The 15,300-nt window shown below is 67.1% G+C and carries 12 protein-coding genes and 2 pseudogenes; 7 read left to right on the forward strand and 7 right to left on the reverse strand.

The genetic code is table 11. The features are described 5' to 3' along the window. The first annotated feature begins 55 nt into the window (after positions 1-55). Positions 56-361: a UBP-type zinc finger domain-containing protein gene (locus SNA_RS19300; RefSeq protein ID WP_044365952.1), complete on the forward strand. Its 306-nt coding sequence runs from the start codon at positions 56-58 to the stop codon at positions 359-361. Then, positions 358-2,142: an NAD(P)/FAD-dependent oxidoreductase gene (locus SNA_RS19305; RefSeq protein WP_063752781.1), complete on the forward strand. Its 1,785-nt coding sequence runs from the start codon at positions 358-360 to the stop codon at positions 2,140-2,142. The genes SNA_RS19300 and SNA_RS19305 overlap by 4 nt, the downstream gene beginning before the upstream one ends. Before the next feature lie 16 nt (positions 2,143-2,158). Here SNA_RS19305 and SNA_RS19310 read toward each other — a convergent pair whose 3' ends face one another. From SNA_RS19310 to SNA_RS19325, 5 genes are all read right to left on the reverse strand, one after another. Further along, on the reverse strand, positions 2,159-3,541 hold the full coding sequence (locus SNA_RS19310; protein WP_157879988.1) for a hypothetical protein: 1,383 nt from the start codon (positions 3,539-3,541) through the stop codon (positions 2,159-2,161). Positions 3,542-3,747: 206 nt separating this feature from the next. Then, complete coding sequence (locus SNA_RS19315; protein WP_030068515.1) at positions 3,748-4,158, reverse strand: hypothetical protein; 411 nt, start codon at positions 4,156-4,158, stop codon at positions 3,748-3,750. Between the two features lie 172 nt (positions 4,159-4,330). Further along, positions 4,331-5,521, reverse strand: a complete 1,191-nt coding sequence (locus SNA_RS19320; protein ID WP_030068516.1) for a hypothetical protein — start codon at positions 5,519-5,521, stop codon at positions 4,331-4,333. Positions 5,522-6,091: 570 nt separating this feature from the next. Then, positions 6,092-7,366 (reverse strand): hypothetical protein, encoded by a 1,275-nt coding sequence (locus SNA_RS42495; RefSeq protein ID WP_157879989.1) that lies wholly within the window; start codon positions 7,364-7,366, stop codon positions 6,092-6,094. A 745-nt stretch (positions 7,367-8,111) separates the two neighbouring features. Beyond that, positions 8,112-8,864 (reverse strand): hypothetical protein, encoded by a 753-nt coding sequence (locus tag SNA_RS19325; RefSeq protein WP_198535083.1) that lies wholly within the window; start codon positions 8,862-8,864, stop codon positions 8,112-8,114. A gap of 637 nt (positions 8,865-9,501) precedes the next feature. Between SNA_RS19325 and SNA_RS19330 the strand changes: the two genes are divergently transcribed. The 3 genes from SNA_RS19330 (at position 9,502) to SNA_RS19340 (ending at position 11,774) form a co-directional block, all read left to right on the forward strand. Next, positions 9,502-10,389 carry a heavy metal-binding domain-containing protein gene (locus tag SNA_RS19330; protein ID WP_198535084.1) on the forward strand — a complete coding sequence of 296 codons (888 nt, stop codon included), beginning with the start codon at positions 9,502-9,504 and terminating at the stop codon, positions 10,387-10,389. Between the two features lie 68 nt (positions 10,390-10,457). Further along, a complete protein-coding gene (locus tag SNA_RS19335; protein WP_104532008.1) occupies positions 10,458-11,291 on the forward strand; it encodes a heavy metal-binding domain-containing protein in 834 nt (277 codons plus the stop codon). A gap of 48 nt (positions 11,292-11,339) precedes the next feature. After that, a complete protein-coding gene (locus SNA_RS19340) occupies positions 11,340-11,774 on the forward strand; it encodes a hypothetical protein (protein WP_030068520.1) in 435 nt (144 codons plus the stop codon). A 272-nt stretch (positions 11,775-12,046) separates the two neighbouring features. On the opposite strand, the gene SNA_RS19345 is transcribed toward SNA_RS19340, so the two are convergent. Next, positions 12,047-13,039 (reverse strand): 4,5-dihydroxyphthalate decarboxylase, encoded by a 993-nt coding sequence (locus SNA_RS19345; RefSeq protein ID WP_030068521.1) that lies wholly within the window; start codon positions 13,037-13,039, stop codon positions 12,047-12,049. A 125-nt stretch (positions 13,040-13,164) separates the two neighbouring features. On the opposite strand from SNA_RS19345, the gene SNA_RS19350 reads away from it, so the two are divergent. Next, a complete protein-coding gene (locus SNA_RS19350; RefSeq protein WP_030068523.1) occupies positions 13,165-13,782 on the forward strand; it encodes a TetR/AcrR family transcriptional regulator in 618 nt (205 codons plus the stop codon). 117 nt (positions 13,783-13,899) lie between these two features. On the opposite strand, the pseudogene SNA_RS39870 reads toward SNA_RS19350, so the two are convergent. Beyond that, positions 13,900-14,770 (reverse strand): annotated as a pseudogene (locus SNA_RS39870) (IS5 family transposase). Between the two features lie 232 nt (positions 14,771-15,002). Between SNA_RS39870 and SNA_RS42500 the strand changes: the two are divergent. Then, positions 15,003-15,300: pseudogene (locus SNA_RS42500) on the forward strand (hypothetical protein); the annotation flags it as partial.

Genomic DNA, 15,300 nt, shown 5'->3' on the forward strand with positions numbered 1-15,300 from the left:
CCCCGCCCCTTGCCCCGATCCCTGCCCAGCCTTGTGCTGACGGAGGCACTCACCCATGCCCACCCTGCCCAGCTGCTCTCACCTCGACCAGATCACCCGGACAGCCCCCGTGGACGTCATGCCGTCGGAAGGCTGCCAGGAATGCCTGCGATCCGGAGACGGATGGATCCACCTGCGCCGCTGCCTCACCTGCGGCCACATCGGCTGCTGCGACTCCTCCAGGAACCGCCACGCCGGCCGCCACTACGAGTCCACCCGCCACCCTGTCGTCGTGTCCCACCAGCCGGACGAGTACTGGGGATGGTGCTTCCCGGACCAACTCTTCCTCGAGTTCGAGTTCACCGAGGGGACATCCCGATGACCCCGGCTCCATCGCCGACGACGGCACCGGCCCCGACCACGGCCCCTGCCGACGAGGCACGAAAACCGGTGATCCTCGCGGTGGACGACGACCCCCAGGTACTCCGCGCCGTACGCCGTGACCTGCGCAGCGTCTACGCCGACCGCTACCGAATACTCGGCGCGTCCTCCGCCGGTGAAGCGCTGAAGGTCCTGGACGCTTTGGACGAGCGAGGCCACGACCCGGCACTCTTCCTCGTCGACCAGCGCATGCCCGACATGACCGGAGTCGACTTCCTGCTGGAGGCCGTGAGCCGTTTCCCCGACGCCCGCCGGGTGCTCCTCACCGCATACGCCGAGACCGACGCCGCCATCACCGCCATCACCGCCATCAACAAAGTCCGGCTCGACTACTACCTGATGAAACCCTGGGACCCACCCGCCGAACGCCTCTTCCCTGTCCTCGACGACCTGCTCTCCGACTGGCTCGCCGCCTACCGCCCCGCCTACCAGGGCATCCGCGTCGCCGGCCATGTCGTATCAGCCCGCACCCACGCCGTACGCGACTTCCTCACCCGCAACGGACAGCCATTCCTCTTCCTCAACGCAGCGACCGACCCCGAGGCCCGGCACCTCCTCGACCAGCACCCCACCGCCACCACCGGCCTCCCGCTCGTCGCCTTCCCCGACGGCACCGTGCTCTCGGCCCCCGACAACGCCCAACTCGCCGACCGGCTCGGCCTCTCCACCACCGCCTCCCGCCCGCACTACGACACCGTCATCGTCGGCGCGGGACCGGCCGGCCTCGCCGCGGGCGTCTACGCGGCCTCCGAAGGCCTCTCCACCCTCCTCCTGGATGCCGACTCCCCCGGCGGACAGGCAGGAACCTCCAGCCTCATCGAGAACTACCTGGGCTTCCCGTCCGGCCTGTCGGGCGGCGACCTGACCCGACGCGCGGTCAGCCAAGCAGGCCGTTTCGGCGCCGAGTTGCTCCACCCCGTAGAGGTTGTCGCACTGCGCCGGGCCGACCCCGTCCGCATCATCACCCTCGCCGACGGCTCCGATATCAGCGCCGAGACCGTCCTGCTCTCCACCGGAGTGTCGTACAACCGCCTGGACGTCCCCGGCGCGGACCGCTTCGAAGGCGAGGGCCTCTATTACGGCGCGGCAACGACCGAGAGCAGCTCCTGCATCTCCCATCACGTCTTCATCATCGGCGGCGCGAACTCGGCCGGTCAGGCCGCCATCCACTTCGCCAAATACGCCGCCAAGGTCACGGTCCTCGTACGCGGCGACACGCTGGAAGCCGGCATGTCCCAGTACCTCGTCGACGAGATCCACCGGACCACCAACATCGAAGTCCGGCTGAGCACCAGGGTCCTTGCCCTCGGCGGCGACCGGCACCTGGAACGCATCACGCTCATCGACGACCACACCGGAGCCGAAACCGAAGAAGCGGCGCGCTTCCTCTTCACCTTCATCGGAGCACGGCCGCGCACCGGCTGGCTGGACGGTGTCGTGGAGTGCGACGAGCACGGATTCGTTCTCACCGGCCCCGATCTCCGGCGTCCCGCCGATCCGTCTGCCTCTTCCTCCTGGCCGCTGGAACGCGACCCCCTGCTGCTGGAAACCAGCGTGCCAGGGGTGTTCGCGGCCGGCGACGTACGAGCCCAGTCGATCAAACGGGTGGCCTCGGGAGTGGGCGAGGGCGCCATGGCGGTGGCGCTCGTCCACCGCTACCGGGCGGCGGGCGGAGGCGGCGGCCCGGAGTGGCGCCCCACCAGGGTGGCCGGACAACCGTGATGACTGACCGTGTTCGTCATTCCCGCTGCCGCGTCTCCTGCATCAACTGGCGCAAATAGCGCGTACGCCGACGCCCAATCGCCAGCACCCCCACAAGCGGCCCGGCCGCGGCAACCAGGAGGCATGCGGTGCGCAGCCCCCCGCTGCCGTATCCGATCCCCGACACCAGCAGTACCACGGCGAGGAAGGCGGCGCCGAAGCAGATCACGCCCGGTGTGTGCACCTGTGGCTGCCACACCGCGTACGGGAGTGCCGGGCGGGACGGTTCCGGCGCGGCGCGGGGGCCAGTAACCGGTTCACCCGGCGCGGCGCCCAGGGGCGTGCCGAGGGGGGTCGCTCCCCGTATGTACCGGCCGTCGTCCAGGACGAGCAGGGCGGGGGCGGACCATTCGGGCCGGTCTCCCACCCTGGGCATCCAGTACAGCCGGCCCTGACTGTCCTTGAGGGCCGCTGCGAGCGGAACGGGATCGAGGCACCGTTCGAGCAGCAGATCACGGCCTCCGCTCGGCGAGGCGAGACGGAGCGAGGGCGTCAGGAGCGGCGTGGGGCGCCTGGCAGCATCGAGGGCGATGGGGCGCCAGAGCCGTTCGCCCGCACCGACGCCGGCGATGCGGACCCGAAGCATCCGGGTTTCACCGGCGCCGAATACGCCCGCTGTGGCGCGTGCGGCGGCACGGGTACGGAGGGCCCCTGCGGCGCCGGCCAGAGTGAAAAGACCGCAGACCCCCAGCACCGCGAGCTCCTGCGGCCCAGGGGGTCCGCCGAGAAGCGAGCTCAGCTCGGCGCGGCTGTCCATGATGACTCCGGCAGCGGGGTCGTCCGGAGCGTACAGGCCCGGGGACCGGTCGCCCGGGTGCGGCGGCTCAGGGGTCTTCACCGTTCCCTCGAGCCGCAGCACCTCTTTCCCGGACCGGCCGCCGCCCAGCGCAGTCGCCGTGACCTCGGACTCGTAATGACTGGAGCTCTTGCCGGTCTTCCGGACGGAGTGGTGAACCTGAGTGATGGTCACCTCAGCAATACGCCGACTGTGGGCGGTGATTGCGGCCAGCTGCGGTGTGCTGGCCTTCGTCGAGAGGAACAGCATGACGAGTGGCAGCGTCAGCGCCACCAGGGCGAGCAGGACGAGCTGGGGCCGGCTCGTGGGCCACCACCGGGTCCGACGCCGCCCCACCGGGGCGGACCGGCCCCAGGTCGACGCCGCGCGCTCCGTGTCTGCCGACCCTCTGCGCGCCCGCAACCACCACACCAGGACCGCTCCCGCCGACACCGCCAGACAGGCCAGCAGATCCCAACGGGGATACGGGGCCACCTTGCGCACCACCAGACAGACCAGAAACGCGGCAACGCCTGCCCATGCCACCGCGGCGGCTGCCGCCACCGCACGATCTCGTTCCCTCACCCGAATGCGTCCTTCACCTTTGTCACCGTGCCTTGCTGCGGGCCAGGGCCCTTTCCGCCATCTCCGTCAGGCTTACTGCCGACCGCCGCAGGAGGCCGTGCCCGACTCAGGGTCAGCAGGCGCCCGGCTGCCCCGGAGGAGCCGGTCGGCAGCGGTCAGTCGCCTCGGCTCCTCGACACGGATGCGGCAGGACAGCCCGATCACGACTACAGGGACCAGCCGTTGCCGGCGTGCTTCGCCCCGTTGCCCGACCCCTGGCCCTGCTGCCGCGTCTCCCGCCGCTCTTTCGCTATTTCTTGACGTTCTTCTTCGAGACGCCGTTCACCGTCGGCAGCAAGGGCTTGGCGTTCGGTGTCGGACAGTTCGTCCCACTTCTCTTTGAAGGGCTGCATGCCGGCCACAATCGCCTCTGAGTAGGCCGAGATCGTTGCAGCCTCCCGCAGCCCGACACGACCGGAGAGGACCTCCTGGGCCATCTCCTTCAACGTGTCACCTGCCCCGCCCTCTGCGAGCCTTTCAAGCGCCTTCCGCAAGAGACGTGCTTGTGCCGGATCTTTGGCGATGTCCATAAACTCGGAATCGTCCACCTGATTTTTCGGGTCTGGATGTTCAGCCATGTTTCGTCCTCCGGTGGAGAGTTCAGTATCTGCGTCGACTGACTCGACACCGATGCTCCCTGGAACGTACGAGTACCCGCGAGGTGTTCTCAAAGCGCCTGTAGGGCAGTGGAGTCCCAGGCTCAGGAATCCGAGAAGGAGAGTGCGGGGCGCCGAGATCAGCGGGGAAGCGTCAGACGACCTGATTGTCGTAGCCCGCCTTGGGGACGGGGAACGACTTGATCTCAGAAAGCGTCGCTATCACCTCGGCCTGTCCTGCGGTCTGCGCCCCCTGGATTGCGAGGTAGAGTCCGGTCAACGCCGTCCCGATTTCGGTCGACAGCTGGATCATCCTGGCAACCCTGAGCGCGATGTCGGCGGCGGCAGCAGCAGTGACTACGAGCCCCACCCCGGTAAACCCTGACGCAGCACCAGCAGCTGCTTCGAGGGCAGCCATGAGAGCCAGGTCAGCGATCGTCGATATTGCCGCCTTGAGCATGTTCACGAACGAGGCGATTTCGCCGCCGATTTTCTGGTAGCACTCGTCGATCTTGTTGAATGTCTCCTGCGCCTTGAGAAGTTTTTCCGCGACGGCATGGAAGTAATCCCACGCAACGTTAGCCGCTTGCCCCTGCCAGGACAGGCTCAGAAGGTCGTTCCCGTGCGACACATTCGTGGCTACGGCAGCACACAGAGATCCCAGCTTGGCCCAGGCTTGAGCGCATTCGTTGAACGTCCCCCAGTCGCCGGCAACACAGTTCGCCAAATCACCGAAGAGATCCCAGCCGAAGGCCAGTTTGAGCCCTTCGTTGACCAGTACGGACGGGCTGGTTAAGTCCAGTACGTCGCCAACAAGCTCCCCGATAACTCCCAGTGCACCATTGGAGTTGTTGAAGATTCCATCGATGCGAGGCTTGACGACGGACGCGACGTTGGCGAGTTGCGAGGCAAATACCGAGGGCATTCCCGCATGCTCGTAGATTTGTTCCGGGGTGCGGGTGGCCGCCAAGCATGCCTGCGCATCAGTGCGGTCGTTGAAGCCGCCGCCGAAAATGTCAGTGGCGGCGCCAATGGAAGCACTGGGCGGCGCCCCGCGGCCGGATCCTCCGTATACGGCGTCTACCGCTGCAGCCTGATCGATGTCGGTGTCCTTATAGTATTGGGCAGACCTGATCAGTTCGCTGCTTGAGGAGTTCAGTATCTCCCCGTACCCCTTGAGCGCCCTATCGGCGAGCTCGACATGATTCTGGTGCAGGTCAACGACCTTTCCCCAAATCTCACCCGCACCCCCAGAGGTATCGATCTTCGCATTGCTGCGCAGAAATTCACCTCCGGCGAGCATGTCATGTTCCGCCCGGTCGACCAGCTTCCCGAAGCTGTTCATGTCTCCGGGTTCGACGCGAAATCCCATCCTGCTCCCCGTTCTGATGCCTCGCGCAAGGTTGCTGTCTATGTAGCAGCGACAATCTATACCCCGCCACACAGTGGGGATCACGCGTTCCCATGCGGTGACCAACTAAGCGTTCAGGTTTGTCGCCACTGCGGGGACTGGCCCTGGCGCCACTACTCACTCAAGATCCGGGCTATGGGAGCATGGTGACGTTTTATGAACCCTTAGCGCCTTTCTGACTCCGCCTTAACGGCGGTCAAATGCCTTGCACCGAAGCGTGGGTTAACGCCGAGACGTCCGCAATGTAGTGGGTAGGCGACCGGCCATGTCGTTTCTTCCGTTTCGGATCGGCCCGTGTGAATTCGGTAGTGCACCCGAACAGTGCGGGACATGTTGCCGCACCGTCAAAGTGCCTCTTCCGTAGGGCCTTCAGGCCGGGTGGTTCGGCCGCGGGACAGGGCAGGCGCGATCAAAGGGTGCGGTTGCGGTCCCGTTTGCTCTGGCTGCTCGGGCAGGGTCACGGCGACTGGGCGGTGTCCCCGGGATGGCTGGCAGGCCTGTAGATCAGGATGTCCTCTCGCCGTCTTCCCGGTCATTGCCTGTGGGTGGTGTACGTGGCTGCGGCGGAAGGGCCGGAGGGGGCGGTGGAGCGTAACCGGCTGCCGCGGCCGAACGAGACCCCGCGGCCTGGGAAGCGCCGGCGGCAAATATTCGCAGCGCCATCGGCGGAGCGAACCCCTTGAGCCGCTCAGTACGCACCACCCAGTTCAGAAGGAGTCCCACCGGGATCAACAGCGGAGCCACGTGAACGATCGCGAGTTGAAGCCCCGCATCGACACCGGCGACAGCGCCCACCGACACTGCGCACACCCCCAGCAGCGCCAGGCCAAAGCACAACGTCCCAGCCAGAACCGGGCGTGGACGCAGAACCGCAGGCTCCATCGGTCGTACCTCCGGCCAGTGTTGCGGGTCCGGGTCATGGAATTGTTCGCCCTGCGGCATGGGAGCGTTAAGAGCACCGTGTGTCCATCCCCTGATGAAGCGTCCGTCCCCCAGGACTAGGAAGGCCGGGACCGTCCATCCGGGACGTTCCATGCCTGTCGGTGCCCAGTAGAGCCAGCCCTGCCGCCCGTGCAGCGCGGCCCCGAGCGGCTCGACGTCGACGGGCCGGTCGATGAACAGCTCACGCTCACCCCCGTAAGCCGACAGGCGAAGCAGGGAGGAGTATTGCGGACGCCGCCGGTTCACAGGTGTGTGACTGGACGGTTGGGGTGCGTGTGCGCCGGCCCCTGCTCCGCTGACAACGACCGGCAGCGCCCGCGCCGCACCCTCGCACACCGCGTTTTCGACGATTTCCGCGATGTTCGTCTCATCACCGTCGACCGGGTACCGGCGAAACCGCCGGAGGGGCAGAGCCCACAAGGCGATGTGCACTGCATATACCGTCACCAGGACGAGCATCACCGGAACGGTGAGCTGGTGCCCCTCCTCACTAAACCGACCCGGCAGCATCGCGGAACCGTCAAGCACCCAGATATAGAGCAACTGGAGAGGGAGAATCACCGCTGCAAACGCGCCCAGGCCCGCTCGCAGGCTTCGATCCGGCCACCAGGTGCCCCTCATATGCACGCCGGAAGGGCGTGGTGGTGCCGGCACATGAGGGAGGTTCACAATATTCCGCCGAAGGGCGTCCACACGGACCCATCCCAGCAGCAGTCCGGCCATGGAAACCGCCACACACATCAGCAAGTCCCCGCGAGGTGCGGGAGCCGCGAAGCGCATCAGCAGGCACGCCTCGAAGGCCGCAACACCGCCCCACACCATGACTGTGGCGAGCACGGTAGCGCTGGATCGGTCTCTCATTGTCTGGCAACTTTCTGGAAGCGTTGGTCCCGCAGAGACAGGCACCCAGGGAGCGAAGTTCCCCCGCTGCGGACGCAATTCTCCGCTCACCTCGTGAAGTCCGGTTATTAGGTCATGCTGTCAAGTGAGGGTGTCGTCAAGGTCGTTCGCTCCGAACCGGCCTCCTCGGTCACGGTCTCGGAACCATTGCCCCGTGTTGCCGATCGCCCAGTAACGCAAGCAGCGGATCACACGAGCCCTGGGCAGCAGCGTCTACACGAGCAGATTCGGCCGCAACCTGATCAGGCTTGGGTTGTGAGGCAGTCGTCGTTGGCTCCGCAGCAAATGGCGTGCCTAATCCGGAACCGGCAGCAGGTTGTCCACGGGTGTCACAGCAGGACCATCCCTAGTGCTATAGGCAGCGGAAGACGGTCTGTGAGCGGTTCCCCACCAATGACAGGCCGATGGCACGTGGGACCGGCTCTTGGGCCATGTCGAACAGCAGTTGGATGCGCGGTCGGCGAGGTCGGCCGGTCGATCGTGTGCGTTGACTCCACCGTCGTGCGAGCTCCTGATTCACGCGTCCGGTGCGCGAGAAAAGGGACGTGGGGCGGTGAAGAGTGCTCGGACGGTCCCACGGCAGACTGACCATAAAGGTCCATCCGGCCCATGACGGACATGGGCTGCCGCTGGCGTTCGTCGTGACCGACGGGAACATCAACGACTCCACGCAGCTGGCGTGTCATGGAACGCATCCGCGTCGCACGGAGCGGTCCGGGTCGTCCGCCGACCCATTCGGTGCGAGTTGCGGCCTACAAAAGGTACTTGTCCCGGAAGATCCGCGCCTGCCTGCGGTGTCGCCGTTATTGCCTGAATCCGAAGTCTGCCGAGACTGCTCCAATGCAGGTTCACCGTCCGGTGCGGTTGGCGGGGCTGTGTTGGTGCGGTGGTGTACGGGCAACGGCTCAGGCGCCTCGGGGGCCGCTGCGGCACGGCGGCGTACTTCGGTGTGCCGTCTGACGAATCCCACGGCTGCCGCCCCATCGGCCAAGCACATCACCAGCACGTCCGCGACCATGGCGAAGTCCGCGTAGCCCGACGCGTCCCCCACATCCCGCTCGAATTCCGGTTTGACTGCCCCCTCCGGATCCCAGACCACCCGCACTTCATCACCGGCCCGGTCATCCTTCTCGCAGGAGACACTCCCCGGCCCTTGGGCCCCACCCCCGTAACGCATGATGCACTCGTACGAGGTGGACTTCCCTTGGTGCTCGACGACCCGCGCGACGACGGCCGGCCGCGTCACACCGCGCACCTCCAGCACATACGCGTGCGTCGCCAGCGCGGCCAGGATCACAGGGGCGAGCACCACGCCCAATATCGGCACCAGCAGCACCCCTGGCGGGTCCGGAACCGGTGACGGGAACGCCCGGATCACCGCCACGACCAGACCGGCGAAGGCAACCGTCCCCAGGACGACCGTGAGCAGCAGCATCCAACCGAACGGCGCCAACGCCCCGGCGACGAGCAGGGTGAGCGCGGACGGCGGAATCAGCAGCAGGATGAGCAGCCGACGGACCGGGGTACCGGGGCCGCCCGGCCGCAGCCAGCGCCGGTGGGGCGGCTGCGGCACGATACGTGCCCCGCCTACACGGTGACGCCCGGTCACCACCAACTGCTCCCCGCGCACCATTCCCGCCCCCTCGGTCCCCGAGCCAACCCCACCGCCGGGGACATGCCAAGCCGCCACCAGGCCTCTTGACGCCTATTTGATATGACGGCCCGTCACACGGGGCCGTAGCGGGCGTGGCGCTGTGCCACACACCGTCAGAATGCATCCAGGCGGGTGGGGGCGGCCGCTCCTTCTTCTGCCGCCATCGCGACTTGCTGCAGATCCTCCACGCCGCGGCCGCCACGCCCTCAGGCGCTCACGGTTGGCTGCAGTCAGCAGGACCTCGCTCCAAGCTGACCTGGCCAACGCCGTCGCGCTGAAGTATCCCTCCCCCGCCGGGTGTTGTCAGATCCACACCCTAGACTCGGTCTCTCAGGGCTCAGCCCACGGGGGAACGGAGTAGGTGTCCATGAGCGGGGAGTGGACTTCAGGGGGGCTGCCACCGGTGGCGGCGGCACGTATGGCCGAGGCACGGCGGAGGGGAACATGGTCCTCGGCGCTGTCGACGGGCGAGTTCGCCGCGATCAGGTCCGTGGGCTTCGAGCCGGTCGGGCAGGTTCTGGGCTCGGCTGTTTACCACGTGTCGGGCAGCGGGACCTACTGGCGCTATTACGACTGCGGCTACCCGTACGCCGGTCGGTCTTGGCGAGGCTCGGCGCCCGCGCTGGTCGCCGCCTCCGGACAGGGTGCCGCCTCCAAGGCGCTGGTCGATGTGTTGCTCGCGGCACGTCATGCGGCGCTCGCGCGCATGACGGCGGAGTGCACAGCACTGGGCGGCGACGGCGTGGTGGCTGCCAACCTCACCATGGCGCCGTTCCCCTCCTCTCCCAACTGTTTCGAGTTCCAGGTGATAGGCACCGCCCTACGCGCACAGGGGGACGTGCGGCCGAGGCGCCCTTTCACCACGCATCTGGACGGCCAGGGCTTCGCCAAGCTGATCGCCGCGGGCTGGGTGCCGGTCGAACTCCTGGTGGGGCTCGCCATCGGCACCCGTCACGATGACTGGACGACACGGCAGCAGAACTGGTTCGGGGCCGGCAATCAGGAGGTCACCGGCTGGAGCAATCTGGTCGCGGTGACCCGTCACGACGCACGTGAACGGATCAGCGAGCAGGCGTGGCACACCGGAGCGGACGGCGTGGTGCTGGGCGACAGCCGACTGCGCATATGGCGGGAGGCTTGTGTCAGGGCGCGCAGCCGCAGCAACGACTCTGACCAGGAAGACCATGTCGCCGAGGCCACCTTGGTCGGCACCGCGGTGGCTGGGTTCACGGTGCGCCAGGAGCCGCCGCACACGCTGACAGTAATGCCGCTGGATCCGAACCGGCGCCGTTCGCGTTCTGTGTGACGTACCGCCGAACACAGCCCGTCATGGTCCGTCCATCATCACCAGGCACTTCACGAAGGGAACCGCTCATGACCGCCACCGACCCGACCGCCCAGGGCGTACCGGCCGATGCGATGCGGCGGCTGGCCGAACTCCAGCCGGGCAAGCCGGGATCGATCTTCACCAGTGACCTGACGGTCAACGAGTTCCTGCTCGTGCGCGAGGCGGGGTTCCGCCCGATCGGTCTTGTGCTGGGCAGTTCGATCTACCACGTGGGCATCCAGCTGGGCCGCTGGGGGAAAAACCAGGAGCTCACCACGTTGAGCCAGGCCATGTACCACGCCCGAGAGCTGGCCATGACACGGATGCAGGCCGAAGCCATGCAGCTCGGCGCCGACGGCATCGTGGGCGTGCGGCTCTCGGTCGAGGCGCGTGAGTTCGGCAGCGACATCGCCGAGTTCATCGCTATCGGCACGGCGGTCAAGGCCGACGCGCCCGCGCCCGGCGGCAACGGCAGCTGGCGCAACGCCAAGGGGCAGCCTTTCACCTCAGACCTGAGTGGGCAGGACTTCTGGACCCTGATCCGCGCCGGGTACGCCCCACTGGGCATGGTGATGGGCACCTGCGTCTACCACATCGCCCACCAGAAGATCGGCTCGATGTTCTCCAACATCGGCAAGAACGTGGAGATCGAACCGTTCACGCAGGCCCTGTACGACGCGCGGGAGCTGGCGATGGAGCGGATGCAGCGGGAGGCGGAAGAACTCCACGCAGAGGGCATCGTGGGCGTCCAGCTCAACTCGCACAACCACCGCTGGGGCGGGCACACCACGGAGTTCTTCGCCATCGGCACGGCCATACGGCCGCTGCGCGACGACCACGTCATCGAGCGTCCGACGATGGTGTTGAGCCTGGACGGCTGAGCACGTCACCCTGTTGCCCCCAGACCGAAACGAAAGGTCACCGTGCTGATGTCCTCCCACCACCCCGTGTCGTCCGAGTCCGGAGGTGGTCCCACCTCCGTCGAACTGCTCGCCGCCGCACTGCGCCGGGACTCCGCCGACCTCGAGATGTATGCCCAGGTACTCACCGGGACGCTGGCAAACGCGCTGCCGCCGGGCTCGGTGGCAATCGAGCGCAAGCGCGGCATGGCCGACCGGCTGGCCGGCAGGGAGGGCAGGGTGGCCCGGCTGGACGTCTCACTCGGCGAGCAACGGCTGGTGCTCAACTTCTCAGGCGGCCGCCCGAGCGGCGAGGTCTGCAAGGAGGTGCGGGGCGTGGTCCTCTCCCGGCGCCCGGTGGCCCTGGACGAGTGGCTGAGGGAGCTGGCCGAGGCAGTCGCCACCCGCGCCGAGTCCGACGCACAGGCCCGGGCGGCACTGGAGAGGCTGCTCCTCGGCGGCTGACCGCACGCGTCCACACCGGTTGGCCGGATGGTGGCGGACCAGGCGAGAGCAAAGGCCACGTACAAGCGCGTGAGGGCACGTGCCGAGGCATCCACACCCGCACGGCGGCCGAAACCAAGGGACTGGCACACGAACTGCACCGTATTGTACTTGCCGCCTACAACTAGGGCCTGTTGCGAAAGTGCTGGTCATAGCCAATCGGCAGGTGGCCATGACGACGACCAGTCTCGCCTTCTCGGATCGGCAAGCCCGAAACGCCGTTGCCGCTCGACTCAGGTGTCGAGGAGTTCCGGCACGAAGATGTCCTCGCACGTCAGCTTTCGCTTCGACAGGCCCTGCTCGTGGTGGTAGCGCAAGAAGGTGTCGATGGCCTTGCGGTTCGCGGCGACGCCGTAGGGCCACCAGTCGTCGCCGAGCAGCCGGCGGTTCTCCTCGAACAGCGTGCTGAACCACGGCGTGATGACGCTCATGTGCTGCTTCGTGGCGTCGTCGAGGTGCTTGCGCTCGGCTAGTACCTTGGCTTGCGTGAAGGCGTCGTACACGGCCCGTGCGAGGCCCGGCCGATGCGCCAGTTCCCTGCGGATCGCGATGATGTGCATAGGGGGGAAGATCCCGGTGCGGCGGTAGTAGTCACGCTCCACGGCCTCGTAGTCGGGGAACAGGCGGGCGACCTTCGGGGAGCCGTCCAGCACCGCCTGCGGCACGTCGACGGAGATCAGTGCGTCGATCTCGCCGGATTCGAGCATGGCTCCCAGGATCTGGCCTTCCTCCGCGTGGCGCACGTCGACGCCGTCCGGGACGGGCTGCGGGACCCAGTCGAAGGCGGGGATGGGGTGGTTGGTGCCGCCGATCACCCAGCGGCACCGGTCGGGGGTCACGCCGTACTCGTCGGCCAGGATGCCCTTCGGCCAGATCCCGGCGTCGTGGCCGTAGAGAGCGAACTCGCCGACGGTCATGCCGGCCAGGTCCTGCGGCTTCACGATCCCGCAGGCGGTGTTCACGAAGATCGCCGAGTGGCGGAAGTTGCGGTTCGGCAGGATCGGCAGCGCCAGGAACGGCGCGTCGTCGAGGTCGAAGGTGCGCAGGAAGTAGGTGAGACCGAACTCGGCGAGGTCGTAGTGTCCCTCGACGGCGCGGCGGAAGATGTCCGACACGAGCAGTGCCGTCTCGAACGTCGCGTCCACCCCGTCGACCGTGACCCGGCCGTCGAACAGTGCCTCGGTGTGCTCGTAGGCGTAGACGCCGATGCTCAGCTTGGTGCTCATCAGTGGATCTCCTCTCCGGGAGTCCGTTGGGTGGCCGCTTCCGTAAATGACCGTTCACTTTTAGGGTGTTCCCGGAACAGTGGAGCTGTCAAGATGAATGTTCATTCACGATGAAGGAGGCGACCATGCCGCGCATCACAGCCGGGCGCCGCGAGGCGAAGCGTGCGGAGATCGTCGCTGCGGCCCGTCGTTGCTTCGCCCGCGACGGGTTCCACCAGACCTCGATGCCCGACATCGCCGCGGAGGCAGGCGTCTCGGCTGGAGCGCCTTACCGCTACTTCACGAGCAAGGAGGAGATCATCCTCGCTATCGCGGGCGACGCGTTCCGGCTGATCTTCGAACCGGTTGAGCGGCTGGCCGAGAGCGCGGACGCCCCGTCCGTCGCGGAACTGGTGGCCGCCGCGCTCGGCACGATCAGCGGCGAGACGGTGCAGGACGCGACGGGGCGCGAGGTCGCAGTGGAGGAACTGCTGCGCTGTGTCGTGCAGACGTGGGCGGAGGTGCTGCGCAACGACGAGGTACGCGGGCCGGCCGCGGAGGGCTTCGAAAAGGTCCGCGCCACTATCGCCGATGCTCTGCGCCGCGGCCGGGCCGCAGGCACGGCGCCCGCCGCCATAGACCCAGACCGCGCAGCCCGCGTGGTGATGGGACTGCTGCACGGATTCCTGCTCCAGCGCGTGGCCTTCGGACTCGCGGACACGGCCGGCTTCGCAGACGACCTGCACGCCGGGCTGATCTTGTGATGAGCTATGACTGCGCCAAGGCGGCGTGACACCGGCATCACGGCGGACGGACACTGGCACATTGATCCCCGCGCCGCGCGCGTCGCGGTAGCTCACTGCGAAGCACAGGAGTGCTGGTCATAGCCACTCGTTGATGGCTGCGACCAGCGCGGTCGCGTAGTAGCGGACGGCGAGTTTGTCGTACCCTGTGGCGACCGCGCGATGGCGCTTGAGCCGGTTGATCCCGCACTCCACCTCGTGCCGCTCCTTGTAATCGTCCTTGTCGAACTTCGGCGGGCGGCCGCCTCGGGAGCCGAGCTTCTGACGGTTGCGGACCTGGTCAGCCTTCTCCGGGATGGTGCACTGCACGCCGCGTCGGCGCAGATAGGCGCGGTTCGCCCGGGACCCGTAGGCCCGGTCGGCGCGGACCTTGGCCGGTCGGGTGCGCGGTCGGCCCGGTTTGGTCCGCGGCACGCGGATGCCGTCCAGAACCGGCTGGAACTGGGGCTGTCGTGCCGCTGGCCGGCAGTGATGAGCAGGGAAAGGGGCTTCTGTCCCTGCTCGACCGCCAAGTGCAGCTTGGTGGTCAACCCGCCGCGCGAGCGCCCGAGACCGTGGTCGTCAGGCTCGGTATCGACCCCTCCGGGAGGCGTTTGGAGATCCCCTTTTTACGCGCCCCGGCGGCGTGCTGGTGGGCACGGGCGACGGTGGATTCCACGCTCACATCCCACGTGATCAGGCCCTTTGCGTCAGCCTCGGCCTGTAGCTGCTCGAAGATCCGCTTCCAGGCGCCATCACGCTGCCATCGCCGGAACAAGTCGTAGGCCCGGTCCCACGGCCCGTACCGCTCCGGAACGTCACGCCAGGGCGCGCCGGTTCGGGTACGCCACCGTATGCCGTTGATCAGCTGCCGATAAGTCCAGGTCCGTGGGCGGCCCGGCTTCTTGCCCACTGGCAGCAATGGTTCCAGTCGTGACCACTGGCCGTTCGTCAGATCGCCTCGTCCCACGCCCCATGATCATCCACGACCTTGATCCACTTTCGCAACAGGCCCTAGTGCCAACGAAGTCGTGGACCCTACATTTACGGCTGGGGTTGGAAGCTGACCACTGGACTCGAAACATCCCCGTGATCGAGCCAGCGGTCGTGCCCTTCAAAGACCGACACTCGCCCCCACGCACCTGAGCCGGTCTAGCCGAATTGTCAGATACACAGGGCCACATGATTGCTACGGTCCGGACATGACGCTGCTTGCACCTCGTGCTGTTGATCTTCGTCAAGAACCAGTCGAGGAGGTGCTGAAGCGTGTGGAGCGATCACTTCAGGTGCATCTCGACCGGGAAACGGTGGTGTGCAAGCGCCGGTCGGTCGGGGCGCGGACGGATCGCGAGACGTGGGTACGGATTGAACGGCGTGGGTTCGACCGGATCAGCGCCCAGGGGTGGAACGGCCCGGAATCCTCAGCCGTCCTGAGCGGCGTCGCCCTCCCCCAGTGGTACGCGGGGTTCGCCTGGCGTGAACCCCGCGAGCCAGTGATGT

The sequence above is a fragment of the Streptomyces natalensis ATCC 27448 genome (assembly GCF_000935125.1).
Lineage (GTDB): Bacteria > Actinomycetota > Actinomycetes > Streptomycetales > Streptomycetaceae > Streptomyces > Streptomyces natalensis.